At 39.9% G+C, this 26,822-nt stretch carries 30 protein-coding genes and 1 riboswitch; of the genes, 11 read left to right on the top strand and 19 right to left on the bottom strand.

Features of this window, described 5'->3' with window-relative positions:
- Window positions 1-37: 37 nt before the first annotated feature.
- From MGG13_RS02675 to MGG13_RS02660, 4 genes are all read right to left on the bottom strand, one after another.
- Window positions 38-1,036, bottom strand: coding sequence for an inorganic phosphate transporter (locus MGG13_RS02675; protein WP_239035279.1), 999 nt, complete (start codon window positions 1,034-1,036; stop codon window positions 38-40).
- 10 nt (window positions 1,037-1,046) lie between these two features.
- Window positions 1,047-1,664, bottom strand: coding sequence for a DUF47 domain-containing protein (locus MGG13_RS02670; RefSeq protein WP_239035278.1), 618 nt, complete (start codon window positions 1,662-1,664; stop codon window positions 1,047-1,049).
- 196 nt (window positions 1,665-1,860) lie between these two features.
- The gene (locus MGG13_RS02665) at window positions 1,861-2,760 is read right to left on the bottom strand and encodes an NAD-dependent epimerase/dehydratase family protein (protein WP_239035277.1); all 900 of its coding nucleotides are present in this window, start codon (window positions 2,758-2,760) and stop codon (window positions 1,861-1,863) included.
- Between the two features lie 89 nt (window positions 2,761-2,849).
- Window positions 2,850-3,923 carry a YkvI family membrane protein gene (locus MGG13_RS02660; RefSeq protein WP_133430931.1) on the bottom strand — a complete coding sequence of 358 codons (1,074 nt, stop codon included), beginning with the start codon at window positions 3,921-3,923 and terminating at the stop codon, window positions 2,850-2,852.
- Window positions 3,924-4,053: 130 nt separating this feature from the next.
- Here MGG13_RS02660 and MGG13_RS02655 point away from each other — a divergent pair, with 130 nt between their 5' ends.
- The gene (locus tag MGG13_RS02655; RefSeq protein WP_133430932.1) at window positions 4,054-4,428 is read left to right on the top strand and encodes a hypothetical protein; all 375 of its coding nucleotides are present in this window, start codon (window positions 4,054-4,056) and stop codon (window positions 4,426-4,428) included.
- A 29-nt stretch (window positions 4,429-4,457) separates the two neighbouring features.
- Here the strand turns inward: MGG13_RS02655 and MGG13_RS02650 are convergent, their stop codons facing one another.
- From MGG13_RS02650 to MGG13_RS02630, 5 genes are all read right to left on the bottom strand, one after another.
- Complete coding sequence (locus MGG13_RS02650; protein ID WP_239035276.1) at window positions 4,458-4,955, bottom strand: hypothetical protein; 498 nt, start codon at window positions 4,953-4,955, stop codon at window positions 4,458-4,460.
- A 61-nt stretch (window positions 4,956-5,016) separates the two neighbouring features.
- Window positions 5,017-6,150: a DUF418 domain-containing protein gene (locus tag MGG13_RS02645; RefSeq protein ID WP_239035275.1), complete on the bottom strand. Its 1,134-nt coding sequence runs from the start codon at window positions 6,148-6,150 to the stop codon at window positions 5,017-5,019.
- Window positions 6,147-6,482, bottom strand: a complete 336-nt coding sequence (locus MGG13_RS02640) for a zinc ribbon domain-containing protein YjdM (RefSeq protein WP_239035274.1) — start codon at window positions 6,480-6,482, stop codon at window positions 6,147-6,149. The genes MGG13_RS02645 and MGG13_RS02640 overlap by 4 nt, the downstream gene beginning before the upstream one ends.
- Before the next feature lie 30 nt (window positions 6,483-6,512).
- Window positions 6,513-7,001 carry a methylated-DNA--[protein]-cysteine S-methyltransferase gene (locus MGG13_RS11320; RefSeq protein WP_275416150.1) on the bottom strand — a complete coding sequence of 163 codons (489 nt, stop codon included), beginning with the start codon at window positions 6,999-7,001 and terminating at the stop codon, window positions 6,513-6,515.
- On the bottom strand, window positions 6,985-7,422 hold the full coding sequence (locus tag MGG13_RS02630; RefSeq protein WP_239035273.1) for a GNAT family N-acetyltransferase: 438 nt from the start codon (window positions 7,420-7,422) through the stop codon (window positions 6,985-6,987). The genes MGG13_RS11320 and MGG13_RS02630 overlap by 17 nt, the downstream gene beginning before the upstream one ends.
- An 88-nt stretch (window positions 7,423-7,510) precedes the next feature.
- Here MGG13_RS02630 and MGG13_RS02625 point away from each other — a divergent pair, with 88 nt between their 5' ends.
- A complete protein-coding gene (locus MGG13_RS02625) occupies window positions 7,511-8,206 on the top strand; it encodes a type 1 glutamine amidotransferase domain-containing protein (RefSeq protein WP_239035657.1) in 696 nt (231 codons plus the stop codon).
- A 32-nt stretch (window positions 8,207-8,238) separates the two neighbouring features.
- On the opposite strand, the gene MGG13_RS02620 is transcribed toward MGG13_RS02625, so the two are convergent.
- Window positions 8,239-8,961 (bottom strand): C40 family peptidase, encoded by a 723-nt coding sequence (locus tag MGG13_RS02620; protein WP_239035272.1) that lies wholly within the window; start codon window positions 8,959-8,961, stop codon window positions 8,239-8,241.
- A gap of 289 nt (window positions 8,962-9,250) precedes the next feature.
- Window positions 9,251-10,696: an NAD(P)H-binding protein gene (locus MGG13_RS02615; protein WP_239035271.1), complete on the bottom strand. Its 1,446-nt coding sequence runs from the start codon at window positions 10,694-10,696 to the stop codon at window positions 9,251-9,253.
- A gap of 110 nt (window positions 10,697-10,806) precedes the next feature.
- On the opposite strand from MGG13_RS02615, the gene MGG13_RS02610 reads away from it, so the two are divergent.
- From MGG13_RS02610 to MGG13_RS02590, 5 genes are all read left to right on the top strand, one after another.
- Window positions 10,807-11,331: a DUF805 domain-containing protein gene (locus MGG13_RS02610; RefSeq protein WP_239035270.1), complete on the top strand. Its 525-nt coding sequence runs from the start codon at window positions 10,807-10,809 to the stop codon at window positions 11,329-11,331.
- Window positions 11,331-11,768, top strand: a complete 438-nt coding sequence (locus tag MGG13_RS02605) for a GNAT family N-acetyltransferase (protein ID WP_239035269.1) — start codon at window positions 11,331-11,333, stop codon at window positions 11,766-11,768. The genes MGG13_RS02610 and MGG13_RS02605 overlap by 1 nt, the downstream gene beginning before the upstream one ends.
- Before the next feature lie 88 nt (window positions 11,769-11,856).
- Window positions 11,857-12,063, top strand: coding sequence for a helix-turn-helix transcriptional regulator (locus tag MGG13_RS02600; RefSeq protein WP_239035268.1), 207 nt, complete (start codon window positions 11,857-11,859; stop codon window positions 12,061-12,063).
- Window positions 12,050-12,562 carry a hypothetical protein gene (locus MGG13_RS02595; RefSeq protein ID WP_239035267.1) on the top strand — a complete coding sequence of 171 codons (513 nt, stop codon included), beginning with the start codon at window positions 12,050-12,052 and terminating at the stop codon, window positions 12,560-12,562. The genes MGG13_RS02600 and MGG13_RS02595 overlap by 14 nt, the downstream gene beginning before the upstream one ends.
- A gap of 78 nt (window positions 12,563-12,640) precedes the next feature.
- Window positions 12,641-12,961, top strand: a complete 321-nt coding sequence (locus MGG13_RS02590; protein WP_239035266.1) for a hypothetical protein — start codon at window positions 12,641-12,643, stop codon at window positions 12,959-12,961.
- A gap of 22 nt (window positions 12,962-12,983) precedes the next feature.
- On the opposite strand, the gene mqo is transcribed toward MGG13_RS02590, so the two are convergent.
- Together mqo and MGG13_RS02580 are read right to left on the bottom strand one after the other, a co-directional pair.
- Window positions 12,984-14,471: a malate dehydrogenase (quinone) gene (gene mqo, locus MGG13_RS02585; RefSeq protein ID WP_239035265.1), complete on the bottom strand. Its 1,488-nt coding sequence runs from the start codon at window positions 14,469-14,471 to the stop codon at window positions 12,984-12,986.
- A gap of 111 nt (window positions 14,472-14,582) precedes the next feature.
- Window positions 14,583-16,064, bottom strand: a complete 1,482-nt coding sequence (locus MGG13_RS02580) for an FAD-dependent oxidoreductase (RefSeq protein WP_239035264.1) — start codon at window positions 16,062-16,064, stop codon at window positions 14,583-14,585.
- Window positions 16,065-16,316: 252 nt separating this feature from the next.
- Between MGG13_RS02580 and MGG13_RS02575 the strand changes: the two genes are divergently transcribed.
- Window positions 16,317-16,832 (top strand): TM2 domain-containing protein, encoded by a 516-nt coding sequence (locus tag MGG13_RS02575; RefSeq protein ID WP_239035263.1) that lies wholly within the window; start codon window positions 16,317-16,319, stop codon window positions 16,830-16,832.
- A gap of 606 nt (window positions 16,833-17,438) precedes the next feature.
- On the opposite strand, the gene MGG13_RS02570 is transcribed toward MGG13_RS02575, so the two are convergent.
- Together MGG13_RS02570 and MGG13_RS02565 are read right to left on the bottom strand one after the other, a co-directional pair.
- Window positions 17,439-18,257 (bottom strand): MetQ/NlpA family ABC transporter substrate-binding protein, encoded by an 819-nt coding sequence (locus tag MGG13_RS02570; protein WP_133430947.1) that lies wholly within the window; start codon window positions 18,255-18,257, stop codon window positions 17,439-17,441.
- Between the two features lie 71 nt (window positions 18,258-18,328).
- A riboswitch (SAM riboswitch) is annotated at window positions 18,329-18,431 on the bottom strand.
- A 67-nt stretch (window positions 18,432-18,498) separates the two neighbouring features.
- A complete protein-coding gene (locus MGG13_RS02565; RefSeq protein WP_239035262.1) occupies window positions 18,499-19,413 on the bottom strand; it encodes a hypothetical protein in 915 nt (304 codons plus the stop codon).
- A gap of 117 nt (window positions 19,414-19,530) precedes the next feature.
- On the opposite strand from MGG13_RS02565, the gene rarD reads away from it, so the two are divergent.
- On the top strand, window positions 19,531-20,427 hold the full coding sequence (gene rarD, locus MGG13_RS02560; RefSeq protein ID WP_239035656.1) for an EamA family transporter RarD: 897 nt from the start codon (window positions 19,531-19,533) through the stop codon (window positions 20,425-20,427).
- A 174-nt stretch (window positions 20,428-20,601) separates the two neighbouring features.
- On the opposite strand, the gene MGG13_RS11315 is transcribed toward rarD, so the two are convergent.
- Window positions 20,602-20,724, bottom strand: coding sequence for a hypothetical protein (locus tag MGG13_RS11315; protein WP_275416149.1), 123 nt, complete (start codon window positions 20,722-20,724; stop codon window positions 20,602-20,604).
- 241 nt (window positions 20,725-20,965) lie between these two features.
- Between MGG13_RS11315 and MGG13_RS02555 the strand changes: the two genes are divergently transcribed.
- Both MGG13_RS02555 and MGG13_RS02550 read left to right on the top strand, forming a co-directional pair.
- A complete protein-coding gene (locus MGG13_RS02555) occupies window positions 20,966-22,447 on the top strand; it encodes a M4 family metallopeptidase (RefSeq protein ID WP_239035261.1) in 1,482 nt (493 codons plus the stop codon).
- A gap of 157 nt (window positions 22,448-22,604) precedes the next feature.
- Window positions 22,605-24,242, top strand: coding sequence for a peptide ABC transporter substrate-binding protein (locus MGG13_RS02550; RefSeq protein ID WP_239035260.1), 1,638 nt, complete (start codon window positions 22,605-22,607; stop codon window positions 24,240-24,242).
- Between the two features lie 283 nt (window positions 24,243-24,525).
- On the opposite strand, the gene MGG13_RS02545 is transcribed toward MGG13_RS02550, so the two are convergent.
- The 3 genes from MGG13_RS02545 to MGG13_RS02535 form a co-directional block, all read right to left on the bottom strand.
- A complete protein-coding gene (locus tag MGG13_RS02545; protein ID WP_239035259.1) occupies window positions 24,526-25,077 on the bottom strand; it encodes a hypothetical protein in 552 nt (183 codons plus the stop codon).
- A 306-nt stretch (window positions 25,078-25,383) separates the two neighbouring features.
- Complete coding sequence (locus MGG13_RS02540) at window positions 25,384-25,608, bottom strand: sulfurtransferase TusA family protein (protein ID WP_133432649.1); 225 nt, start codon at window positions 25,606-25,608, stop codon at window positions 25,384-25,386.
- An 11-nt stretch (window positions 25,609-25,619) separates the two neighbouring features.
- On the bottom strand, window positions 25,620-26,690 hold the full coding sequence (locus tag MGG13_RS02535) for a YeeE/YedE family protein (protein ID WP_239035258.1): 1,071 nt from the start codon (window positions 26,688-26,690) through the stop codon (window positions 25,620-25,622).
- Window positions 26,691-26,822: the final 132 nt, after the last annotated feature.

The raw sequence follows: 26,822 nt of genomic DNA, 5'->3' as shown, positions 1-26,822 counted from the left end.
AGGTAAACTCATGATAAGTTTACCCTTTTTTAAACTTCTATAAAAATAATTGCAATATAAAATAAGCAAGTGCAGCGATAAGAGCTGATATCGGTAATGTAATAACCCATGTCACGACCATACGCTGTGCAGTCGTCCACTTTACACCTTTAATACGATGAGAAGAACCTACACCCAGTATAGAAGATGATACGACGTGTGTAGTAGAAACTGGCAGATGAATATGCGTCGCACCGAAGATGATAAGCGCTGAACTGAGATCAGCTGCCACACCATTAGCCGGACGAATTTTCATAATGTTGCCACCGACTGTCTTAATAATCTTCCAGCCACCTACGGCTGTCCCTAACCCCATTGCTGTCGCACAGGCTACTTGAACCCAGCGCTGAATCTCCGTACCTGTCTGCATGTTGGCAGCAATGAGAGCCATTGTAATAATCCCCATCGCTTTTTGAGCATCGTTAGTTCCATGAGAAAAAGCCTGAAGTCCCGCTGTGAAGATCTGGAAAAATCGGAAATTACGATTCGTCCGGGTCAGATTACTGTTCTTAAAGACAACTTTAAAAATTGAATAAACAATATAGCCGACTCCGAATGCCAATAACGGAGAAATAATCAGTGCCATAATGATTTTGACGAAGCCGCTATAATGCAGTACACCAAATCCTGCTGAGGCGATTGCTGCACCTGCTACAGAACCGATCAATGCATGCGATGAAGAACTCGGAATGCCGTAATACCAGGTAACCAAGTTCCAGATAATAGCAGATAACAAAGCTGCCAAAATCACAACCGATCCATTCTTTAAGGTAAAAGGATCTACTATATCCTTCGTCACTGTTTTCGCCACACCTGTAGAATATAATGCACCGATGAAATTCAAGATAGCTGCCATCAAAATGGCATGTCTCGGTTTTAACGCTTTAGTTGAGACCGCTGTTGCAATCGCATTTGCTGTATCGTGAAAGCCATTGATAAAGTCAAAGACAAGTGCAAAGACAGCGATGGCTATAGTGATAATTAATAAATGATCCATCATGAAACTCCTAACTATTTTTCATAATGATTGATTCAAGATTGTTGGCAACTGTCTGGCACTTGTTCGCAATATTCTCAAGAGCCTGGTAGATATCTTTAATTTTCATGATAGTCACGGGTTCTGTTTCAACAGAAAGAATGTGTTTAATTGACTGACGTAAAATATTATCACAGATGGTTTCATGATCTTTGATATTCATGGAATGGACGCGGATATGAGAAAACTTTTTTGAGCCGATTAAATCAACGGCCATTTTTATTTCATCAGCGCATGCCTGAATATTTTTAACAAATTCGCCCATAAAGTCATCAGAATACTCGATTGAATACATCTCGAACATCGCAGACGTCTCTTCCATCCCGTCCATGACATCATCTATCGCATTACCTAAAGCTAAAATATCTTCACGTTCAATCGGTGTGATGAATGTCTGGTTAAGATCTGAGATCATCTGCTGCATTAAATCATCGCCGTTTTTTTCGTATGACTTAATATTATCGGCATACTTCTTGAGGTCAAATGCGTTATGAAAAGACATATCGCCAAACACTACAGATGCACGTTTCAGATTTTCAGCCATATCTTCCAGCTGTACTATAAATTTGTCTTTCTTCTTCGTAAACATGAAAATCCTCCTAGAGTTATGTGGAATAATCTCACAACATCTATTAGTGTAAAACAAAATAAAATGAAACGATACCTTTTTTGTAAACTTTAAGTAAAGTTTGTAGTGATAATATTAATTATTTTGATATATTGCTAAATTAAAGCGTGAAAGAAACAAAAAATCTATTCTGACACTTTCAGAATAGATTTTTATATCATTTATTTTCAGTATGACCTTTACGCTGTTCCTCGTTGAACTTCTCTATGCGCATATCAACTTCAAATATACGCATCGTCAGTGCATGAAACGGTGCCTGCAGAAGCTGATAGAACAACCAGGGTTTAGAAGGCTCATAACGATGGATACAGACCATAATCTCCTCCGTCCCGAGCATCCGCCGGAATTCAAGTGTGCCGGTATGCTGATCACGTATAGTTGCCAGTTCTCCGCCTGCGATATCAAATATCTGGCGGTCATTATTCTTTAAGGCTGTGCGTCGCTTAAGATGAATTAAATCTCTCTTCGCGCCCTGCAGATAGTAAGAGTCCTCATGAATTTCAACATTTGACAGCCCCGGGAGGACATTTTTGTAGTAGTCGAAATAATAGGCAGTAAACTTCTCGAGTGTCCATGACTTCGGAATCCTGAAACGTCTGATAATCCTGACATCATCTCTTCTCGCGCTTTGAAAACGAGCCAGCATCCCTTTTCGTTTAATTTCTGTATGCGTCACTCTGACTGGTGTCTTATACGACCGAAGAATCTTCAGTGTTTCATTATCCTCTACTGCACCTGCTACGTAGATGATTTGTTTCACATTCATCGCTGCTGCTGCGCGTCCATAGTTATCTGCAGCAAGCGCATTCATATCTTTGTATGACGCTTCCATTGTTTTGGATGAGCGTTTTGTCGGATCCAGGAAATAGATCGCGATATCAATATCCTCCATTGCTTTTGTCACATCTTCAAGAGTAAAGATATCACCTTTGATCCATCTGACATCATCATATATCTGCTTGTATTGGGATACGACCACTAAGTCATGTTCCATGTGCAGTGATTCATAAAGATTTTTACCGATATAGCCGCTGACACCTGTCAATAACACTCGCATCATTCTGCCTCCACTCATTTGTCACTTTATTCTAGCATTTACCCTTTTTAAGTACAAAAGATACAGAGTTTCTACTCTGTATCTTTGAGTTATGCAATATGCTGCTTACCTTTTCGCTTACGTAAGAAATATTTCACTGTAATACCGATACATAATGCAAGTCCGACGTAACCCATCAACGGATAAATCACATCGACTAATTCTACAAAACCAACGAAACTGAGAGCATATCCGATTATCATAGAACCGAAGAGCAGTAATTTATAATTTCGAGAATAAGGGACTGTAAAACGAGCAACGAATGAGTACATCAGGCCGACGATGGTATTATAGATAACAAGTAACATAATCATACTCAGCGCAACGCTCACAAAAGGATGAATTTCACGCCCTAACAGGATTGTCGGAATCGCGGCCTCGTTGACTTTATCCAGTTCAGCCAGTAATCCTGAGTTAACCATCAGAATCAGCACCAGCAGAATAAGGCCCCCGATTAAGCCGCCACGCCCTGCTACAACTCTACGGCTTGCATCGCCGCCAATCGCTGTCATCATGCTGAAAGCAGTCGAGAATGCGAGAGCACCGTACAGGATACCATCCCACCACCATAAATGTGACGGTTGTCTGGAAGTATCAATATGATTGTTTACTTCATTAAATGACAGCGTGCCTTTAAAGAAGAAGTAAACTGCTATGATTGTCACCACTACTATCAGGAACGGTGTGACCATTCCAAGTGCACTTACAATTTTATTAAAATCCATTAATAACGTAAAGCTGACTGCAAGCATCATGATCAGTGAACCGAGCCATGTCGGTACACCGAAACTTTCATGTGCAGCACTTCCTGCACCGGCAATCATCACGACTGATAACGCATAAAGAAAGAAAATTAAAATATAGTCAATGATTTTTCCAAGCTTTTCACCAAATAAGTAATGAATGGCACCGACATGATCTTCCGCATCCAGTGCATTCCCGATTTTTGAGATTTGACGCCCGAAGAATGTCAGCATCAGACCTGCAATCAGAATAGCTAAATAACTATAAGTACCATAGTTCGTGAAAAACTTCAAAACTTCCTGACCGGTTGAAAACCCTGCGCCAACAACTACACCTACATAGGCTGATCCAATTTTAACTGCTTCTGTATTTTTTGACACTACATCTCCTCCTATGGAATTAAAAACTCTTTAAACACGATTAGTATTTTACCCGACTTAATAATGAATAAACATTTTCAAAACAGATAGGTTATAATAAGGATGTATTTAACTTGAGAGGAGCTTAACAATGGAATTACATAAGCAAGTAGTACATATGCACTTGAAAGAGCTGCACGTCCGGGATTTCAGTCAGCATTCTCCTGAAATCACTAAAATGCATCGTATTGATATTGAACAACATCCCGAAGACAATGACATTTTTGAGTTCACCCTTAACTTTATGTTCGGACATTTTGGCACACAGGTCGACGGCGTCATTCAGGCGACGATTATCGTTAAAAGCGAAGATCCTTCAGATGATGTCCTTCAGGAACTTCTCAGCGACGAAAAAATGTATGCTGTTCCATTATTCTCTAAAGCTTCTGCCATCATTACAAAAATCACTGAAGATCGCGGTATGTTTCCAGTCATCGTTCCAGTTGAACTCTGGCTGGAAGAATAAAGAAATCCTCGGATCACAATCCGAGGATTTTATGCGTTACGAGAGCGGCCAAGATCATTGATATCAACAACTCCGACATCCATATTCTTTACTGCTTTTTTCATTAGATCTCTGGCAATCTTATTGTGCGGATCCAGTTTCAGAATTTCTTTTGCAACCTGGTAAGCCTGCCTATCTGTGAGCACAGGTTCCGGTACAGTATAAAGAAATAAGAGCTGCAGTAAGTTCTTGATCTCCTTATACCCTGTCAATTTTGCAGAGCGTTCAGCATGATAATAAGCGGCTTTAAATGCATCTGTGACATCACTGAGCGGGTAAACAAGCAGTAAAAATGCAAGGTCATGTAGTTCAGCACTTTCCTGTTCTTTGATTACTTCTACAATAAAGGTATAGAACATAACAGATTCCGTGTTCTGAGCCGCTCCGATGAATGCCTCTTCAAAATCCAGGAAATCATGGTCGGTCATCAACTGCCTGACACGCTCGAACTCACCGTTCAGAATCAGAACTTCAATTTGTTCTTTCAATTGATGAACCTCCTTCTTTTTTCAGCATTTTTATTGTAACATATCCTCACGTTAATACCTACTACTTCAAATAAGTAATTTTTCTCCATATCCATTCCAGCGGTCCCTGTTTAAAACGCTTGAAATAAACGTGGACAAATACGAGCAGCAAGGCATAAATCAGACAAGCCATGCTGAATGTTTCCAAAAGATTCATCTGACCATAGAGCCTGAATCCATAAGTTAAGATAAACATGAGAACGCTTTGGAGGATATAGATGGTAAAACTCATTCGTCCGAGTTGGCTGATTGGTTCTGTTATTACTCTGAATTGCGGATGTTTACTCATTCTGATGATACAGATGACATAACTGGCAGCGACTATCACTCCGCCTATATACCCGCCTACTGCATCGGCACTGTAACGAGCATAAAAGATGAGAGGCAACGCTTTAAGCATCATCCCACTTATGAACATGAGCAGTCCGATTCCATTGAATCGGCGGTCATGAGCGATGACCTCAAACCAGCCGGCTCTTCTGGCATAGCTGCCGATTAATATCAGCGGCAAGAGGCTAGATAGTCTGAAAAGGAGATTTTCTACATCAGTAATAAAGAAATAGTTAAAAAAGTGCTCTTTATTAAGCGCAATAATCGCCGTTATGTCACCACTTCTAAAGACTTCCATTACCTGTTCCGCCTTGCGCGGCGCGTTGATCATATAATCATAGCGGGGCATCGACAGTCCATTCATCACAAATGGAATAATGGAGTTGAGAATATAAAAACCGAATAAAACTATACTCGCAAGCATACTGATCATCTTGTCCCAGAAGAGAAAAGGTACGCCGATGAGCATCACTATAGCATAGCTCTGAAGAATATCCCCGGAGAAGATGAACATCCCGTGAAGCATTCCAAAGACGAGCAGCGCCAGTAATCGTCTATAGACGATAGGTAGAAAGGCTTCTCCTCTTTTGTCAGCGCTTTCTTTCATCATCGAAAGCCCGTAACCAAATAAAAGAGCAAAAATCGGATAGAACGACTGCTTAATAAACAGAACATCCAGTGCATAAAGGACACGATTCCAGCCATGCTGAAACATAACAAAAGGATCCAGATGAAATATATCATGCGTAAACCCTACTACATTCATCAGCACAATACCTAATAAACTGAATCCCCGTAACGCATCTAAGCTATAGATGCGCTTCATATTTTTTTGACAACTGATGACTTCAGACCAATCTGTCCAAAACCTTCTATTTTACAGTCAATATCGTGTCCGTCTTCTGGATCAACTAATCGGATGTTTTTAACTTTCGTTCCTTGTTTAATCACTGAAGAAGCGCCTTTTACTTTTAAATCTTTTATTACAGTGACTGAATCTCCATCTGAAAGTTCATTGCCGTTGACATCCCTGATCACGACAGCTTCTTCTTCATCGGCATGTATGGGCCATTCGTGAGCACACATCGGACAGACATAGTTCAAACCGTCCTCATAAGTATATTCAGAGCCACATTGCGGGCATACAGGTAAAGTCATGAATCATTCTCCTTTATTATCTTTTTTCTATCAATCATTATAAGGGACAGCTTCAATATCCAGCAATCTTCTTTTTAAATGAAGACCACTTGAGAAACCAGTCAGCTTGCCGTTCTTACCTATCACACGGTGACAAGGAATTGAGATTAAGACAGGATTGCGACCGATTGCACCGCCAACTGCCCGAACAGCTCGTGGCCGTCCAATCATCTCGGCGATATCACTGTAAGTACAAGTTGCCCCATACGGAATCGTCCGCAGTGCATCCCAAACTTCAAGTTGAAACGGTGTTCCTGTCAGATCATATGTCCAGTTGAAATCGGAAACGGTACCTGTTGCATAGGCCAGCATTTCATTTACATATTCTTGATTTTTTTGCTCCGCTTCTTTCCCAGTTATCCATTCTGCTCCCTTAATATTCGGCACGTCATGACTAAGGGAACAGAGACCTGAATCCGTGGAACAGATAATCAAACGCTCATCAAGTAATGTGAAATCACTTTTATAGATTTTTTTCATATAATCGCTCCATATCGACATGTGGAATCATATCTTCAAAGTAGATAACAGATGTGTCTTTGAAACCGTAAGAACGATAAAAATCAGCGAAATGAGCTTGTCCTTGCAGCTTCACAGTTTTGTCTGGATAATGCTCATCAATATAGTCCAGACAGCAGTTCATCAGTTCCCGTGACAACCCTCTCCCCCGAAAATGCTGATTGACTATGACACGTCCAATGTAAATATCATCGCCTTCAATTATTCTGGCATAGGCTTTTAAATCGTCATCAAAATTTGTCACATGAAGGGCTGTGAGGTCCTTGTCATCTATCTCCGGGTAAGCACACTGCTGCTCGACTACAAAAGTATCTACTCTAAGCTTTGTAATGTCATACCACTCTCTCGTAGATAATTCATCTAATCTTCTTATTTTCCACATGGTCATCACCTCATACTTTTGTTTATTCTACTACAGATAAAGTGTGAATACGACATTATCGGGTATAAAATAAAAAAGGAGTGAAACCATCATGAAAAAAATTCTTGTCGTTTTAACGAATACTGAAAAATATAAAGATATCAATCGCGCAACAGGATTATGGCTTGGAGAAGCCGCTCAGTTCGTAGATGTTGTTTCAGAAGCAGGTTATGACATTGATTATGTCAGTCCAAAGGGCGGTTTTGTACCGATTGATCCATCCAGCATGCCTATGGCTGATGATATTGATTTTAAATGGTATGGAGATGCAGATTTTAAGCGTCGGGCACTTGCAGAATCGCTTAAGCCAGCTGATATCAATCCATCTGAATATGCAGCGATTTATTACACAGGCGGACACGGTACAATGTGGGATTTCAAAGATAACATAGAACTTCAGCAGATCGCAGAACAGATTTATAAAGACGGTGGCTATGTGACAGGTGTCTGCCACGGAATCGTCGGTCTCGTTAACCTACTTGATACAAAGACAGGCAAACGTTTGATCAAAGGCAAGAAAGTCACAGGTTTCAGTAACCTTGAAGAACGTTTAAATCGTACTAAAAAGCATGTACCTTTCCTGGCAGAAGACAGCTTAAAAGAAGCAGGTGCTAAATATAAAGCGAAACGCCCAATGAAGGAATATGTGCGTACAGATGGTCAGATTATTACCGGACAGAATCCAACTTCTGCTAAAAAAGTAGGTAAAGAACTTGTCAAAGCATTAAAAAACCGGACATCTTAGAGATGTCCGGTTTTAAACTTTAATTGATTAAATTAGTAGCGGTAGTAACCAGTGATTGAACCGCTGATGTATGAAACTGCACGTTGTCCAACGCCAGCTGATGGGTTTAATGCATCAACCATTTGACCGTTACCGATGTATACGCCAACGTGTGAACCACCGTTGAAGAATACTAAGTCACCTGGTTGTGGAGTTGATACTTGTGTACCAGCTGCCATTTGAGCCCAAGTTGTACGTGGAATTGATTTACCCATTGAAGCTAATACTTGTTGAGCGAATGAAGAACAGTCAACAGCTGTAGCTGAGTTGCCACCGTATACATAAGTTTTGTTTGCTGCCATGCTGTTAGCGATTGCTGCTACGTTATTATTAACTGAAGTAGTTGCAGTTGCTGCTTTTTTAGCAACAGGTGCTGCAGTAGCAGTCGTGTTTGAATAAGATACACGGTCTAAGTTAGCTGCTGGAGCTGCAACAGCTGGAGCTTGTACTGAAGTTGTAGCTGCTTGTGCTTGTACTGCTGGCGCTTGTGCTGAAGTCGTACGGCTGCTACCGTTTGAGTAGTTATAAGTTCTTGAACCATCTTGGTTGATTACGTAAGTGTAGCTGTATGATTGGTTAGAAGATGTTGCTTGTGCGTGTGATCCAGCTTCACCATTGTTTACTTCATCGATAGTGTATGCTGCTGCGTCTGCATGATGAGAACCTAATGTTGCTAAACCTGCTAAAGTTGTTAAAGTAAGAACTGTCTTTTTCATTATATAATATCCTCCAGAAATTCAATTGAGTGAATTTGTAATTTTTTAATAAGCGCTGATTCATTTATCAGCTCTTTGCGATGAATTTATATTAGCATTTAAACTTTCAAAATTGGGCGTTGTTATATATTTGTTACATAAGTGATATGTTTAACAGTCAATTGTTACAATGACTTTCTTTCTATGTAACAATCTAAAAAACCGCAATAAACCCTATTATCATAAGGTTTTTGCGGTTTTTAGCTTATTTAAAAGTTCAATTTTTTACCAATTATATTACAAAGATGACTTAAGCCTCTTTTGTTTTTTTTCCTTTATCGACTAAATAAGTAGAATCCAACGTCTTTTCGAGAATCTTTGTTTCCCAGCCAAAGAGCGTCATCACTATTAAATGGACGCGTGCTTGTGTGAATTTATAGATAAACCATGGCAATGTCGGTTCATATTCATGAATGGCGATAATACATTCATTAGTATCAAGCACCCTGCGAAACTCGAGACGTGCTCTTCCCTCTTCGCCTTCTTTCACTGTCTTAGAGAATTTACCCCCTTTTATCATAAATAAAACACGGTCATCATCTGTATAGTCCTTGTTTTTCTGTAAAATGAGAATCGGATCTTTGAAAATCGGCAGGCTGATAGATAATGTATCACCATCGATCGCCGTATTAATAAATGACATGCCAATACGAGATAGCCAGTTCATATAGTAATTTGCTGTCTGGTCAATAGACCATGATGAAGGAATCGTTATACGCTGCACGGATTTAACATCACTTTTCTTCAGTGCCCGGCCAATTGATTCTGATTTCTTAGGCTTCTTTTTGCCTTCTTTATCTTCTTCAAGCGCTGTCTTAATACTTTCTTCAAGTGGTGTAGGCGCATTCGTAATACCTTCAACATAATTTTCTTTTGAAGGAACCATATCATGTACTAAGCTATCAAGCAGTGGATAAACCAGTTCTTTCGGCTCTTCTGTAATCAGACTGACAATCGGTTTAGTAATGGATACTGGTATAATCGGCAGATCCATCATCGGCAGTTTTTTGCCCATCACTTTTGCAGTCGCTTTAAACATGCCTTTATAATCAGTTACATCATGGAAAATATCAATGGATTCATTTTCTTCCGGGCTGCGTTCAATAAGTGCTGAAAGTCCTTTTACCACATCTTTTAATGCAACTGGAGCCGTTTTGCTGTAGGCCCATTTAGGTAATACAAGAGCTGGCAGACGTTCAGTGAGCTTTTTCAGAATCGGGAATGAAGACCCTTTTGGTCCGATAATAAGTCCGGCACGTAATGTAGAAACTGGAACACTGTATGAGCCGAGAATTTTTTCACATTCTAAACGGCTGCGTAGATGATCCGATAAGTCTTTAGCATTTTCATGCGGCATAATACCACTCATAAAAATAATATGCTTCACACCTTGTTTTTTAGCCGCACGACCAAAGTTGTCTGCCAGAATAGCATCCATGTCGACAAATGAAGCCTGAGTCAGTTTAGCTGAAGGCTGCATGGAATGAACAAGATAAATCGCTGTATCGATACCTTCCATTGCATTTTCAACATCTTTAATAGAGAACAGGTCGACTTTCTTCCATTCTACATTCTGTTCGTTTTCTTTATTTTTAGTACTGCGGGATGCAGCCACAATCTGATAATCGTCTTTGATTTCTTTGAGTAAGTTTCCACCAATATAACCAGAAGCACCGGTCAATAATATTTTCTTCATATAAACCCCTCTTTTATTATGATGGTGAACTATACCCGTTTATTTCCTGTATATGTATGAACCTTAAAGTTTTCTTAAACTGTTATTCCAGCCTTAGCAATGTTGTCATAGTGTGCTATATTTTAGACAGAGATTTGAAAGCAGGTGTTATTTTGATTGTAACCATGACAGCAATGGAAGCTTATAAGCGATTTTGGACGCAAGGATTCAATTTACATGACCGCGCTAGACGTAAAGAGTTCTGGGTTCCTATAAGCATCCACCTCCTGCTCTATTCCATCGCCTATATTCTAATAGGGATGTACTATAAATTAGATAATGAACATATCTATAGAATGATGAATCTAATCGGCAATTTGATTCTTATTATCCCTACTTTCTCTGTGACGTTCAGACGACTTCAGGATTTGAACATTTCCGGCTGGTTCACGTTACTTGTGCCTGCATTACACTTACCAGCAGATATGCCATCAAGTTTACTTAATATCAATATTCAGTTTTTAATCGATGCCCTTCATTTATTTGTCACACTTATATTGCTGATTATCATGATGTTTGACGGGACAGAAGGTCCCAATAAATATGGACATGACCCTAAAGAAGAAATAGATGAACTAAATCCGAGGAAATATTGATGTATCAAATCAATGTGATGTCTGAAAGTGATAAAGAAATAATTGTATCGTGGCACTACCCGGCGCCTTATCAGCTATATGATTTAACTGCAGATGATTTTAATGGTGAATATGATTTTTTCAGTGTATTTGATGATGATCAATTAGTCGGTATGCTAAAACTTCATTATAATGAAGGAACTTGTCATTTAGGACTTGGGTTAAGACCTGATTTAACAGGAAAAGGCCACGGCCAGCATTTTGTTGAAGCAGCTGTTCAACTTGTTAAAGAGCAGGGCTATCAATCCATTCAGCTTGCTGTTATCTCTTCGAATGAACGTGCCATTAAAGTATATGAACGTTGTGGCTTTGTTGAGAAAGATTATGAACTAATGCTTGCCGGTGATGTGCTGGAGGAGTTTTTAATCATGCAATATGGTGAAGAGGACTGTTTTTAGACAGTCCTCTTTTGTCATGTATAATTGACATAATCTGCTATTTTCCTTATAATGGGTGTAAGATATATTTGATACGAAGGAGAAATAGATGAACCGCGTTAGAAAATATCGCAAGCTTAATCACATGACCCAGCTTGAACTCGCAAGAACTATTAACGTAACACGTCAGACCATCAATATGATTGAAAATAATAACTATAATCCAACCCTTGAGCTGTGCACTAAACTCGCCCATGCTCTCAATACAGATTTAAATACGTTATTCTGGGAGGTCGAAAGCTATGACACGTTTTGAGAAATGGTATTACAAGTATATGATTGGTATAGAAGGGCTTAAAGATGAGAGAGAACGAGAACTTGCGCGACAGGTTTTAGCGAAATATGCTGTACTGATGGATGGCTTAATGATGATATTGCTTCTTGTCTTCGCAATTACAGATATGACACATGACCGAATCACATTGACCACACTGTTAATGCTTGTGATTGTGCTGGGATCTCAGTTTTATTTAAGACGACTTATACGTATTCATCAGTTAGATAAAGTCTATGCATATGATGAAAAAGAGTATTTACAGTTACTCAAACAAGCTAAAATTCGTTCTTTTATTGACTTTGCCATTTATTCCATTACTCTTTTTATTATCTTTATGACTTCCACCTATTTCAGAACAAAGGGAGAAACTGTTTTCAGTGAAGAATTGGTGCCTGCACTGATTGGTGGTTGTATCGGTATGTTTATTGCAGGTAGAAATAAATACACAAAGAGAGTCATTCGAGATTTTAGTAATTAGACAGTTTCCCCGTTTATCCGCCACTTCTCAAAAGTTATGGAGCGCAAATTCATTCATCTATAAAAAGGAGCTATTTATATGTCTACTCTCTGCAACTGTCCTAATCTTACATATATCAACGTTTCAGCTGATTATGGTGCTGATCCTATCTGGTGTGCGGTCTGTCATTCAAACCTGGATATGACTGAGTTCAATCTTACAGATACGTTAGATTATGACTTATTCAGATGGACAAACCGCTACGGTGAATGGCTTGACCTTGAAACCAATCAAGTCATATCAGGTGGCGAGGCACTTGAAACGAAACATAACGAAGAAGGTGTCTTCCTGACGAAAAGGCTTCAGAATGAACTTCCAAATTACCAGTTCACTTTTATTCCTTCAGAAGAAACAAAATAAAAAGCAGCCGATCGGCTGCTTTTTATTTTTTCGGTATTAAGTTCAGTGCTGCAGATACATCCTGATTGACCTGTTCAAACAACCCTTCATTATCGCCCAGTTTCTGGCCATAAGACGGGATGATTTCTTTAAGACGTTTTTCAATATCAGGAATCTGGCTGCCGAAACATTTTACCAGTACTTGCAGCATGACATGTGCCGCTGTTGAAGCACCTGGTGATGCGCCTAGTAACGCGGCAACTGTGCCATCTTCTGAAGTGATGACTTCTGTACCAAACTGCAATGTACCTTTACCTTGATCTGTATCTTTAATGACCTGTACACGTTGTCCAGCCACTACAATATCCCAGTCATCTGCTTTAGCATTCGGAACAAACTCACGTAATTCTTCTATACGCTGCTCTTTTGACTGCATCACCTGTTCAATCAGATATTGTGTCAGTTTCATTTCTTTAGCCCCTGCTGATAACATGGTCAGCAGGTTATTCGGTTTCACTGAACCGATTAAGTCCATATAAGAACCTGTTTTCAGGAACTTAGGTGAGAAGCCGGCATAAGGACCGAATAACAGTGACTGTTCACCGTCAATATAACGTGTGTCCAGATGAGGGACTGACATTGGTGGCGCACCGATTTTAGCTTTACCATATACTTTTGCGTGATGCTTCTCGACAATCTCTGGATTCTTACATACAAGGAAGAGTCCGCTTACAGGGAATCCGCCGATATGTTTTGATTCCGGTATACCCGTCTTCTGTAATAACGGCAGGCTGTATCCGCCTGCCCCGATAAAGACGAAGTCAGCATTATGATATTCCGTCTTCTTCTGGTCTTCATCATAGACTTTAACTTGCCAGCCGCCACCTTGAACATGATTTAAGTCTTTTACTTCATGACGATATTCCAGGTTAACCCCTTGCGCCTGCAATACATCAAATAAATCTTCTGTCAATTTACCGAAGTTGATGTCAGTCCCTGACTCCATCATCGTCAGTGCCATCACTTCATTCGGGTCGCGTCCTTCCATCATGAGCGGAACCCACTCTTTCATTTCTTCTTTATCCTCTGTTATTTTCATGCCACGGAACAGCGGATTGTCAGACAATGCTTGATAACGATTTTTAATGAAGCGGACGTTGTCTTCACCACTGACATAACTCATATGTGGCACCGGCATAATAAAGTCCTGTGGATTTTTCAGTAATCCCTTTTTCACTAAATGAGCCCATAGCTGTTTCGAAAGTTGAAACTGTTCATTGATATCCAGTGCTTTTGAAATATCAACGTTGCCGTCTTTATCTTCCTTCGTATAATTTAGTTCACATAAAGCTGAGTGCCCCGTTCCTGCATTGTTCCAGGCATTTGAGCTCTCAAGCCCAGGTTTATCAAGTTTTTCAAAAACAGTGATGTTGAGCTCCGGCTTCAACTCTTTAAGCAATATTCCTAAAGTGGCGCTCATAATACCGCCACCAATTAAGATAACATCGGTTTTGTTCGTCATGTTTCGCATCCTCCTACCTTGTTTGCTTCTATTATACGCTTATCTCTTTCAAGAAAAAAGTATGCGATTACATAACTAATTAAGATGTTATTACTCAAAAAATATTTTATTATTTATTAACTATTTTAAATCCTTAGCTGCCGGTCCTTCCAGTACACAACCTTCTCGGTCAAATCTTGAACCGTGGCATGGACAATCCCATGTCTTTTCAGCTCCATTAAACTTAATGACGCATCCTAAATGTGTACAGAACGGACTAACGTGATGTTCGTTCCCTTCATCGTCTTTATAGACAGCCTGCAGTTTCCCTTCAATATTGAAGATGCCACCGTCTCCACGTTCAAGTTTAGAAGTATCTGTGCTGTAATCTTTAAGCGCCAGAGTCTCTCCTTTAGCTGCATCAATCATCTGTTTACCCAGTGCTTTCGCCTGATTGCCTAATGTATTGATGCGTTCTGGTCTGAAGAGTTCTTCATAAAGATTGTGCTGACGGCTGATTAAATCGCTGATCAGCTGGGCCGCTGTCGCTGCTGTTGCCATCCCGAATTTATTAAAACCAGTTATGACGTAAAGATTCGGATCCTGTTTATCATACTGACCAATAAGAGGCATATGATCAACTGTCATCATATCCTGGGCAGACCATTGCCCCGTAATATTTCCTTTGAAGTTTTCAAAAGCAAACTCACTGAGCTTTTCATAAGCTTCTTCTGTATGATCTTTTGTACCTGTAATATGGTTTTCTCCGCCTACCAGTACTCCAATACCCTTTTCGGTATGATAATGTCTGAGTGAACGTTTCGGTGTGTCGACAGTCTGAAACATCCCATGCGGAATATCCATACCGTCTGCTGCTACAATATAAGAACGCTCTATCTGTAATTGAGACATATAGTTATTCTTCAGATGATTGACTGGGAAATGCGTTGCCATAACTGCTTTCTCAAAATGAATCGTCTGACCTTTATCAGTCACTGCCCTGATTTTACCGAGTTCCGTTATCAATGTTTCTTCATAGAATGTAACCCCTAGTTTTACAGCTGCATCAATCACGCCTGCCAGGAATTTCACCGGATGGAACTGAGCCTGGTCCGGCATCTCCAGTCCAAGTGTCGTTTTAAATGGAAGACCGAGATCTTCCTCATGTAACCTTGACTTGATACCTAGCGTCTGATAAGCATCATATTCAGCACGTATTACTTTTTCGTTACTGCCATCTGTTACCTGGGTACTCGACATTTTCTCAAAATCGCAGTCGATTCCATGTTTCTCAACCAAATCTTCAATAGCTTTTATACCATCAGCTTGAGATTGATAAAATGCCTTCGCCTTCTCTTCACCTTGAGCTTTTAAAATTTCCTGGTACATCAGATGATGCTGTGCTGTAATCTTAGCTGTCGTATTAGCAGTCGTCTCCTGCACCAGCCTACGCCCTTCAACAAGGACGACCTTATGACCCGCTTCAGCTAACCGATAAGCTGCAAGTATCCCCGCTATTCCACCACCGATTACAAGTACTTCTGTTCTGATATCCTGATTTAAAGCTGGAAACTGACTAACTTTTGCTGACTCAGTCCAATATGAAATGTTCTCTCTCTTCATTAAATAGCCCCCTCTATTATACTTCCCTTTGCTATACCCTTTAATTTTTAATTCATTCTCAATAAATTATTACAATTATTAACACGATATAAATAGCTTAAAATAACATATCAGTTAGAAAAATAGCATTTCATCCTACCTAATTAGTTTATATTTATATCAAAATTGTCATTGTAAACTATGACAATTTACTTTAGACTTATATTGAAAATACTAAATATGGATAAATATCCAAATGAAAAGAGGTCTATTATGAATATTCATGAAAGTTCATTCATCGAATCAAAAGTTGCAAATAATAAGAAAAGTCCTGTTGTTGCTTATCTGCTATGGTTCTTTTTAGGTGGCTTTGGAGGTCATCGTTTTTATTTCGGTAAAACAGGCTCTGCTATTGCTATGATTGCTGTTACTCTTCTTGTGAATTGGTGGTTATTCTGGATTCCCATGGCAATTTGGCTAATCGTCGATTTGTTCTTAATCCAAAACATGCTTAAAGAAGATGAAGCAAAAGTTCGTCATGCAGCTATTCAAGAAGTGCACATGATGAACGGTAACCATCAGCCCGCTCAGTCTCAGCACGTTGCTCGACCTGTACCAGCAGCTCAGCCATCAGCACCTGTTCAACCAGAACCTAGAAAAACTGAACAGGAAATTGTTGATGAACTGATTACACCTCAAGCATCTCCAGTAGTAGAAACTACAACTTACACTACACAACCAGAACTTAAGGTTGTTAAAAATGATGAAGATTTAACTAAAAACGCTTAATTCTTAAACAAATAAAACCAGCTGATTATCACTTATCAGCTGGTTTTTAATAGGGAGTTATTTTATGCATGCGATAAACAGTTCAATTATCTTGTTAAATATCTTATTTCTCTTTCTAACGACACTCTGTAATTTCGCACTGATTTATTTCTCTTTCACAGGACACAAGATTCTGCTTGATCAAGCGCAAGGACTTTACATCGATTCAGCTGGCCATGAAGATATCATTTCAGAAATTATCGGCAACCCGATTTTTTCGATGATTGTTAAAAGCTATTTATTTTCATTGATTGTTGGAGTTGCCCCCAAAGCTTTCTTTGGTACTAGGCTATTATTCGCTGTCTTGGTACTACTGGTTTATCTGGGCTTTTTAACTCTATTACTCTTTATAAGTCTCTTTCTACTTAAACACAAAAAACGTTCACTCTTATTAATCACTTTTATTACCATCTGTTCCCTACCTTTATTTTTAGGGGTATTGACAGCAGTTATACCTATGTCTCTTATATTCCTGACATTTAGACTTTTTAAAAATATGAGCTACAAACCAAAGCCTACCTTTACTTGAAGGCAGGCTTTATTTTAATAGTACTTTAATCGAACTTTTTATTTCTCATAAGGCACAACATCTTTACCAAACTCTTTATTAATGTATTCTTTCATGTCATCTGATTGCAGGACTTCAATTAGATCCTGAAACTTCTGATCATCCTTATGTCCTTCCTGTACGGCAAGAATATTGGCGAATGGTGATGACTTATCTTCGAGTGCAATCGCATCTTTATGAGGAATAATGCCGTTATCAATTGCATAGTTAGAGTTCATGATAACTGCCGCACCTTCACCATTTTTGTAAGTCTTCGGCAGGAATTCTGCACTCTGCTTATTGTTGAATTTAAGATTCTTTTTATTTTCGACGATATCTGTAAATTTAGCGTCTTCTATTTTAACGCCATCTTTCAGCTTGATGACCCCTTCATTGACGAAGAATGACAGGAAACGTCCTTCTTCAGCTGGATTGCTGGAGACAAATATTTCTGCACCGTCCGGAATTTCATCTAAGTTTTTATATTTCTTACTATATACACCCATCGGCGTTGTGAAGACTTTACCGACTTCCTCAATTTTATAGCCATGTGTTTTCTTTTCAGCATTGAGATATGGAATGTGCTGGAATAGGTTTGCATCCACATCCCCCTCATCAAGCAGCTTATTCGGGACTTTATAATCATTAACAATCTTAACTTCTACATCATAGCCTTTTTTCTTCATCGCTTCAGCTGCATGTTTGACGACTTCCCCGTGCGGTGTCGGTGATGCAGCGACTACGATTTTCTTATTGTCTTCCTTTGCGTCCGTTGCTCCGCAACCTGTAAGTGACGCTGTTAATAATAATGCACCTAAAATACCTAACCCTTTTTTCATTGTAAAATCCTCCCCAAAATTTTTAATAAAAAAATACTTTCTCCATAAAAAATAGAGAAAGTATCTGCTTTCTCTCATCTTCTAAAGCAATCGCTTTATGTGAATTAGCACCATGTCAGATTGACTGGTTGCCGGGCTTCGTCGGGCACATCCCTCCGCCACTCTTGATAAGAGTTTTATTAAGTTGTTAAAATCATAGCAATTGTATCGGCGTTCGTCAATAACTGATCAATCAAAAAGTTCATTTAATATTAAAAGACAGCCCTTTAGCACTTAATTGACTTTCTTTTTGATGATTGATGTGAAGTGTAAAAGGCACATCTTCAATTTGATTAGTAAATTTCGTATTAACCTGTTTATCTTTGATTGTCTGTTTCTCAAAAGAAAACTGAATCGTCTTTCCTGCTTCGAATTGCTCACCTTGCTTAATGACAGGAATAATCATCCACTCAGACATCATGCCATATGGCTGCTGATAGATATAAAAAATAGTCTTTCCTTTTTTCAAATTGCCTACTTGTTCGCCGTGTGGATTGATTTCTTTTAGGGCAGCAGTTGTGCTCGAATAATTTTTCGTTTTATTTTGATAACCTTTGTAATAATTTGATGAATCCCGCCATAATCCATTGCTATCAACCCTGATCACACCTTTGTTCAGCTGAGAATGGAGAGCGAGTCTGGTCTCATCGTCACTTAACATAATCCCTTCATCCAGGTTGTCACCTCTATCAACAATACCACCTTTAAATTGCAATAACCCAGCTGGTGTCTTCTCGTCCCAGGATTGATCGATGAATTTTTCTTTATCAGTCACTTTGACAGTATAAGGATCTGCTAATTTCACTGTGGTCTTACCATTCTTGTCCATATCTAAGAAACTGATATTCACATAACCATCATTATGATGTTCAAAATCATTTAAATGTAAGATAAAGTAATGCTGATTAGGTAGTTTGTAAAAGTATGGACCTATCGTACCTTCAACTTCATTGCTTTGCAGAAGAACAGCTTCTTCAGCTGCTTTATATGAAGGAAAACGCCGCTCTACTGTTTGTCTTTGATGCTCAGTCAGCGGTTCCGGCTCTTTCAGATTTATCAGCCAGACGACACTTAACATCATCACAATCATGACAACGATAACTATCATACGTTTCATCAAGTATGCCATCTCCTTTTTTACTTATCTTACCACTAGAAAAATCAGTAAATGATAAACGGCAAACTTTTTAAGAAAACTTTAAGATTTCTTCTGTTATGATAACAAGGAGGTGAAATTATGTCTGAACAACAAAAAGGAATACTGTACGCGGCAGGCAGCTACATTATCTGGGGTGTCCTGCCGTTATACTGGAAATTGATTGGCAGCATCAATTCTTATGAAATTCTAGCCCATCGTATTATATGGTCACTTGTCTTTATGATTCTTCTCGTTGTTATTCTCGGTAAGACTTCTGAACTCAAGATTCAGACTAAACGCCTGTTCGGCGAACCGAAACAGGCGCTCAGTTTATTTATTGCGGCACTTGTTATTGCCATCAACTGGGGTCTTTTTATCTGGGCGGTCTCAAATGACCACGTCATGCAGGCGAGTCTCGGTTATTACATCAATCCATTGATGAGTATCCTGCTCGGCCTTATCTTTATGAAAGAACGGTTCACTAAGGTTGAATGGATCGCTATCGCACTTGCTGCGGCCGGTGTATTCTATATGACGTTATCGCTCGGTGTATTCCCTTATATTTCAGTGCTGCTTGCTGCTTCTTTTGCAGTTTACGGTCTCCTGAAAAAGAATATCCGAATCGACGCCATCTATACCATTCTGCTTGAATGTCTGTTCACCTTACCTTTCGCTTTAATAGGACTGGTTTACTTAAAAAGTGTCAATATGAGTCATTTTGGAATGAATCAGGATAGCTTTATTCTACTGTTCTCAGGTGCACTGACGGCGATTCCACTGATTCTGTTTACAGCAGGTGCACGACGTATCCCGTTATCGTTGATCGGCTTCCTGCAGTACATAGGTCCTACTCTTATGCTGATTCAAAGTGTATTTCTGTTTAATGAGCCGTTCACCATCACCCACCTTGTTACATTCGGATTGATCTGGACGGGACTGATACTTTACAGCATCTCTAAAATCATGACTTACCGAAGACAAAAACGCCTATAATATAAAAAGCATCACAGCAGCAGCTGTGATGCTTTTTCAGGTAATGAAACAGAAATCGTTTTTTCCATGAACATTACCTCCTTCTACGCGTTTTTACTATCAGTATACATCCAAATGTCTTACAATAAACGTCAGAAACGAAAATTTACAGAAACTCAATAATCTAAGCAAGATTTAGATAAAGTTTTTCTCTTCTGTTTCTGCTGTATTCTCTGCTTCACGTTCAGCTGCTTCATCCTGTTCAAATCTCTTCTCTGTACGTTCTTCTTGAACTTCTTCCAAATTTTTCTCAGTCATAATACCCTCCTATAATGTAATGATGTGATATTGTCTTTTACCCAAGGAAATTCCTGGATAAACCTTGGAAATGTCAGCGCTATCATAAACTAGTGGCAAAAATATTATTAACCATCAGCTGGAGATACAAGGAAATTATTTTTATTATAAATTCTCTTTCTTTACTTTCAATATATACTTTTCTCCTAATTGTGTTATCTTTATATACATTAAACATTCAACTTTTGAAAGGAACTCAAATATGTTCACAAAAATCATTTTCCCTGCATTTCTAGCAACTCTTGTTCTTATCCCTAATCAAGCTCATGCTCAGACTGTTCATTCTGCACAAGAGGCGCAGCTCGCTTTACGAACCATTAAGGGTACACAAGCTATCAGTAAACACTATAGAAACTATGAGGTTGTTTCATCAGAAAAAGATGCTGCTGGCTTTACCCACTACACGCTGCAACCAAAAGCGAAAGGTTATTTTGCTACTGATAGGGAGATTAAAGTCCACGTCAACTCTCGCGGGCAAATTGTCCTGATCAACGGTGAAACTGATTCAAAATTAATTGCGCCTTCAAATGATATAAATATTTCTGAAAGGACAGCTGTAAAACAGGCATTTACTGCTACTGGTCTTAACCAGAAAAGTACAGGTAATCTTGGAGGAAACATCGTCCAGTCAGTTTCCACTGAAATTGATGGTGACCTCAATAAACTCATTTATAGAATTGAACTTACAACGGTCACACCTAAAATCAGCCGCTATATCGTTAAGATTGATGCAGCAAACGGTGCAGTGCTGTCAGTCACTGACCTTCTTCAGCATGCTGCCACTACCGGTTTAGGTTACGGCGTATTGAACAACGTGAAAACGATTCAGATTAATTCCATCACGGGCGGCTATGCGCTGCAGGACCTCACACATGTCGGTGGAATCGGAACTTATAGTTTCAACGATTCTACACGCCAGGCATCTCTTATTACTGATCCTGATAAAACATTCAGTGCTTCCATACAAAAAGCAGGCGTTGATGCTCATTATTATGCAGGAAAGTTCTATTCTTACTTCAAGACTAAATTCAACCGTGAATCTTACGATAATAAAGGCAGCAACATCCTTTCTCTTGTTCATGTCAACACACTCAATACAACGAATGATAACCGTAATAACGCTGCATGGCTGCGTGACAAAATTGCCTACGGTGATGGCGACGGAACAAACTATCGTCCGCTGTCAGCTGCGAATGACGTAGTTGCTCACGAACTGACACATGGTGTCACAGAAAATACAGCCCGTCTTGAATACAGCAATCAGTCTGGTGCTCTGAATGAAAGTATGTCAGATGTCTTCGCTTATTTCATGGATCCAGCTGACTGGACCATTGCTGAAGATGTTTATACACCGAATGTCAGTGGCGATGCGTTACGTAGTTTATCTAATCCTGAAGCTTATGGGCAGCCGGGCACCATGTCAGGATACGTTAATACAGCCTCTGATAATGGCGGCATCCATACAAACTCAGGTATTCCTAATAAAGCAGCATATTTGACAATCCAGTCTACTGGCAGAGAGAAAGCGGAACAGATCTACTACCGTGCACTTAGTTATTATCTCACTTCAACTTCAGACTTCTCAGATGCACGTATCGCACTTATCCAGTCTGCCAAAGACTTATACGGACAGACAACTGCTGATGCAGTAGCAGCAGCGTGGACACAAGTCGGCTTCCAGTAATGCTGCACATCCTGAACCTAGTTCAGGGTGTTTTTCTTTTTATAATTATAAATTTGTATAATTATACAATATTTTTCTTGTTTTTATTTTCTCCTGCGATATAATAAGTTTAATATTCTGAAAATTCACACATATATTAAACTCTGGAGGTATGGATATGAAGAAAAAATATGCACTTCTTGCTTCACTTACGGTGGTTTCAGGACTTGCTGCCTGCTCTGGCAACGGAGAGAATAAAGACAATCAGTCTCAAGAGAGTAAAGGGAAACAGGAACTGAAGCTAATGTCTATTTCTGATATTCCGACACTGGATACTTCACTGGCAACAGATATGGTGGCTTTCAATGTCATGAATCAGACAATGGAAGGTCTATATGTTCTTGATGACAAGGATAAAGCGAAACCCGGCGTTGCTGAAGGAGCTCCCGAGAAATCGAAGGATGGCAGGACCTGGACCGTCAAATTACGCAAAGATGCCAAATGGTCAAATGGTGAGCCTGTCACTGCCAATGATTTCGTCTATTCGTGGCGTCGGACGCTCACGCCTGAAACCGGCGCAGAATACGCTTATATTATGTATGACCTCAAAAACGCCGAAGATATCAATCTTGGTAAGAAAAAACCTGATGAACTCGGTGTTAAAGCGCTTGACGACCATACCTTACAAATTGAACTGAACACGAATGTTCCTTACTTCCAGGAACTGCTTGCTTTCGGTACATTCCTGCCGCAGAATCAGAAGTTCGTTGAAAAGCAGGGTAAGAATTTCGGTATTAAAGCAGATACTGCCCTCTACAACGGACCGTTCGTTCTATCGGAATGGAATGTTGAAAAAAACTATGTACTTGAACCGAATAAAAATTACTGGGATAAAGACAAAGTCAAACTGAAGAAGGTCAATTACGAAGTCATCAAGGATCAGCAGACTGCAGCGAATCTTTACAGCACTGGTGCGCTCGATGTTGTGCAGCTTGCCGCTGAACAGGTCAACAAGTATAAAAACGAAAAAGGATTTGATGCGCAGCTTGAGGCACGTACTTACTTCATCCGCTTCAATCAGGATAAAGTGCCTGAACTGAAGAATAAGAACCTGCGTCTCGCTCTCGCTAAATCCATCGATAAAGAGTCTTATGTCAAGAATCTGTTGAACAACGGCTCTAAAGCAACAGACGTTCTGACGCCATCCGAATTTGTCACGGGTCCAGACGGGAAGGATTATGTTGATGGCGTGAAATCGCCACTCAACTATGATAAAGCAGAAGCAAAGAAATTATACGAACAAGCTAAAAAGGAACTTGGTAAAGATCAGTTTAATTTCGAGTATCTGACTTATGACCAGGACACTGCCAAGAAAGATGCGGAGTATGTCAAAGAGCAGATTGAAACAAATCTACCAGGCGTGACTTTAAACATCAAGCAACAGCCTTTCAAACAGAAACTGAGTCTTGAATCGAAGCAGAACTTCGAGATGTCATTCGGACGCTGGGGTGCAGATTATCCGGATCCGATGACTTACGTCGATATGTTCCTGACAGATGGTCCGAACAACGAAACAGGCTGGTCAAATAAAGAGTTCGACCAGAAAGTCAAAGATGCTAAAGGAGCATTACTCAGCGACCCGCAGCAACGCTGGAATACATTACAGGAGGCGGAATCACTACTGCTTAACGATGCCGCCATTGCACCGATGTATCAGAGCGGTATGGCTCGACTTGTCAATCCTAAGCTGAAAAATATGGTAGTGCATAAATTCGCAGGGGACACTTCTTTGAAAGAAGCCTATATGGAAGAATAGAAAATGCGTATGGCAGAAGTGCCATACGCATTTTTCAGTTAGAAACTTCTGATGCTATTTCTCATCTTTACCCGGGTCGTCTTCTCCTGAACGCGTTTATCCGATTTCATGATGGTCGTCCCCCCTTCAGATGATAGATACTATGTGTTTAATCCATTCTTCAGACGTATCATGCTTATAAGTAACAGCTATTGTCCTATATACCTCAATAGTAAAAGATTAAACCCTGCTTAATTCCAGAAAAAGCAAAGACCAGTACAAGCTGTACCGGTCACACTGACAGTTAAATATTTTTTGCATAAATGACTGTACGGACTCTCCATTTATCTTCATTATTTTTCTCATAAGTAACTTTAAACAGATTTTTATAGTAATGCTCAATCTGATGACTGTTGAGACGGGAACTTGAAGTCGGTTTACCATACACTTTCTGAATGGCTGTCGGTGAATATTTGTTCTGGTAATAGAACTGATAGCTGTTAACTTTTGTATAACTGAAGTTCTCTACATATTTAGCAGCAGCACCCTTCAGAACGACAATCGGCTGAGGTCCATAGCCTGCTTCAAACGAAGAATTGCCTAGGAGGCTGTAGGTGGACAGATAGCTCGGACGCCCCCACTGATATTTCGCTGTTTTAAAAGTATCACCGATTTTAACAGCTTTACCATCCACTCTTTTATAGACGAACGTATCATTTTTCAGCTGTTTAGCGACAGTTGTATTCAGTAGGTCAGGTGCTTTATACGACGGAGCAGCAGCGGCATCAGCCTGGTGATCAGCAAACGGTGTAACGAAAAGTGCAGAAGCAAAAACGACAGTTGCAAGCTTTTTCATTTCAATTACCTCCCAATCCTGTATTTGATTTCAACAATATTATACACTCTCAGATAGACCCTGTATGCACCTTTAAAGATAATTTACACAATAAACTTAATATTTTCATGAAATTTACAATATACGACGAAAGTTCAACAAGTGCTCCGGTAAGAATATCCTTAACTTTATAATCAATGCTCCTTGATGAGTCATTTTCCGGTTCATTCAACATAGCTGAAACATAGCCATCATATTTATAGAATCATAAATGATACTTATGAGCCTATAAAAAAAGCAGACATCCAGGATGTCTGCTTTAAATCGTTATGCTTTCTGAACAGTGATTGTCCATGAGGCATCATCTAACTGTTCATAACTCGTCACAGGGTAGTTCTGCTGTGCTGCCCAGTTCGGAATCGCCTCTGTCGCCTGCGTGCAGTCGAAATCAATTTTCAGCTCATCCCCTGGATTCAGCTCTTCCATTTTCTTCTGTGCTTCAATTAACGGGAATGGACAGACCATTCCTACTGTACCTAATTCGTATAACATCTCATCTCTCCTTATGCAGTCTGTGGTTTGACTGCTACTTTTTTAGCCTGTCGCATCGGTCTTATAAACACAAAGTAACTCATAAACCATGTCCCTAGAATCATGAAGATCAGAGATAGCCAGCCCTGGGCACTCATGGTTGCAGTGGCTACTAAACCGTTACCGATTGAACAGCCCCCTGCAAGTGAAGCACCAACACCCATTAAGGCACCGCCGATTGCACTGTTTCTGATCGTAATTTTATCTGGCAGACGCCATTTGAACTCACGTGCACCGCGTGCAGCAATGTATGAACCGATAAAGATACCGAGGACTAAGAAAACACCCCAGTTCAAGAGCTTACTGTCACCTGTCACAAAGAACTGCACTAAATGCGCAGACGGGGTCGTGATTCCAAGACCACCCACGCGGCCTGTCGACATACTCATAGGCCATGCAATCAGTGCAATGATACCAATAGCGATTGCTGCTACAAATGTATGATATTTCTTTTCGAATAACGCATGACGGATACCTGTGAATTTCGGTTTTAACGTCGGCACCGCAAACTTCGGTTTCGGTTTAGACAACTCTTTTCTGACGACAAAGAGTGTCACTGAAGCGAGCACTAACAGTAGTAACCAGTAAGGCAGACCTGTTAATTGAGTCATATCGGCCTCAGCAACGGTCATTGAATTCATTTTATCAAGAAGCGGCTTGAAGACACCGAACTTAGTCATCGCAGCGAAAAACGCATACATGAAAAGAGCAATCCAGCTGCCGATCAGACCTTCACCTGCACGATACCAGGTGCCCGTCGCGCAACCACCGGCAAGGATAATCCCGATGCCGAAAACAAATGATCCAATCATTGTGCCGACAACAGAGAACGAGTCATAACTTAAATGCAGGTAGCCAATCGCAGACAGCACCCACAAGCCGATACCTTGAATGGTAATTGCGATCAGTAACGCATAAAACATCTTGTTGCTTTTCTGAACATACATATCTCTAAAGCCGCCTGTCAGACAGAAACGCGTGCGTTGCATCACAAAGCCGAGCACAGCGCCGACAAGCAGACCACTTATAATGGTCCATAACATATCATACGACCTCCTATTATTCCGATAAATATACTAGGAATAATAGCACATGAAGATTCAGCTGTAAATAGAATGATTGATAAGTTACAGAATATCTTCTTATTTTTTGTTATCTGATGATAGTACGCCCGG

Origin of the sequence: Macrococcus brunensis, from assembly GCF_022343725.1 — a bacterium.
GTDB lineage: Bacteria > Bacillota > Bacilli > Staphylococcales > Staphylococcaceae > Macrococcus > Macrococcus brunensis.
Note: the sequence above shows the minus strand (reverse complement) of the source record. Positions and strands in the feature narration are given on the sequence as shown.

Excerpts from the sequence above, each read along its gene's own strand:
- MGG13_RS02675 (WP_239035279.1), bottom strand. The coding sequence starts at position 1,036 with ATGGATCATTTATTAATTATCACTATAGCCATCGCTGTCTTTGCACTT.
- MGG13_RS02670 (WP_239035278.1), bottom strand. The coding sequence starts at position 1,664 with ATGTTTACGAAGAAGAAAGACAAATTTATAGTACAGCTGGAAGATATG.
- MGG13_RS02665 (WP_239035277.1), bottom strand. The coding sequence starts at position 2,760 with ATGCGAGTGTTATTGACAGGTGTCAGCGGCTATATCGGTAAAAATCTT.
- MGG13_RS02655 (WP_133430932.1), top strand. The coding sequence starts at position 4,054 with ATGGAATTACATAAGCAAGTAGTACATATGCACTTGAAAGAGCTGCAC.
- MGG13_RS02645 (WP_239035275.1), bottom strand. The coding sequence starts at position 6,150 with ATGAAGCGCATCTATAGCTTAGATGCGTTACGGGGATTCAGTTTATTA.
- MGG13_RS02640 (WP_239035274.1), bottom strand. The coding sequence starts at position 6,482 with ATGACTTTACCTGTATGCCCGCAATGTGGCTCTGAATATACTTATGAG.
- MGG13_RS11320 (WP_275416150.1), bottom strand. The coding sequence starts at position 7,001 with ATGAAAAAAATCTATAAAAGTGATTTCACATTACTTGATGAGCGTTTG.
- MGG13_RS02630 (WP_239035273.1), bottom strand. The coding sequence starts at position 7,422 with ATGTGGAAAATAAGAAGATTAGATGAATTATCTACGAGAGAGTGGTAT.
- MGG13_RS02620 (WP_239035272.1), bottom strand. The coding sequence starts at position 8,961 with ATGAAAAAGACAGTTCTTACTTTAACAACTTTAGCAGGTTTAGCAACA.
- MGG13_RS02615 (WP_239035271.1), bottom strand. The coding sequence starts at position 10,696 with ATGAAGAAAATATTATTGACCGGTGCTTCTGGTTATATTGGTGGAAAC.
- MGG13_RS02605 (WP_239035269.1), top strand. The coding sequence starts at position 11,331 with ATGTATCAAATCAATGTGATGTCTGAAAGTGATAAAGAAATAATTGTA.
- MGG13_RS02600 (WP_239035268.1), top strand. The coding sequence starts at position 11,857 with ATGAACCGCGTTAGAAAATATCGCAAGCTTAATCACATGACCCAGCTT.
- MGG13_RS02595 (WP_239035267.1), top strand. The coding sequence starts at position 12,050 with ATGACACGTTTTGAGAAATGGTATTACAAGTATATGATTGGTATAGAA.
- MGG13_RS02590 (WP_239035266.1), top strand. The coding sequence starts at position 12,641 with ATGTCTACTCTCTGCAACTGTCCTAATCTTACATATATCAACGTTTCA.
- mqo (WP_239035265.1), bottom strand. The coding sequence starts at position 14,471 with ATGCGAAACATGACGAACAAAACCGATGTTATCTTAATTGGTGGCGGT.
- MGG13_RS02580 (WP_239035264.1), bottom strand. The coding sequence starts at position 16,064 with ATGAAGAGAGAGAACATTTCATATTGGACTGAGTCAGCAAAAGTTAGT.
- MGG13_RS02575 (WP_239035263.1), top strand. The coding sequence starts at position 16,317 with ATGAATATTCATGAAAGTTCATTCATCGAATCAAAAGTTGCAAATAAT.
- MGG13_RS02570 (WP_133430947.1), bottom strand. The coding sequence starts at position 18,257 with ATGAAAAAAGGGTTAGGTATTTTAGGTGCATTATTATTAACAGCGTCA.
- MGG13_RS02565 (WP_239035262.1), bottom strand. The coding sequence starts at position 19,413 with ATGAAACGTATGATAGTTATCGTTGTCATGATTGTGATGATGTTAAGT.
- MGG13_RS11315 (WP_275416149.1), bottom strand. The coding sequence starts at position 20,724 with ATGACTGAGAAAAATTTGGAAGAAGTTCAAGAAGAACGTACAGAGAAG.
- MGG13_RS02555 (WP_239035261.1), top strand. The coding sequence starts at position 20,966 with ATGTTCACAAAAATCATTTTCCCTGCATTTCTAGCAACTCTTGTTCTT.
- MGG13_RS02550 (WP_239035260.1), top strand. The coding sequence starts at position 22,605 with ATGAAGAAAAAATATGCACTTCTTGCTTCACTTACGGTGGTTTCAGGA.
- MGG13_RS02545 (WP_239035259.1), bottom strand. The coding sequence starts at position 25,077 with ATGAAAAAGCTTGCAACTGTCGTTTTTGCTTCTGCACTTTTCGTTACA.
- MGG13_RS02540 (WP_133432649.1), bottom strand. The coding sequence starts at position 25,608 with ATGTTATACGAATTAGGTACAGTAGGAATGGTCTGTCCATTCCCGTTA.
- MGG13_RS02535 (WP_239035258.1), bottom strand. The coding sequence starts at position 26,690 with ATGTTATGGACCATTATAAGTGGTCTGCTTGTCGGCGCTGTGCTCGGC.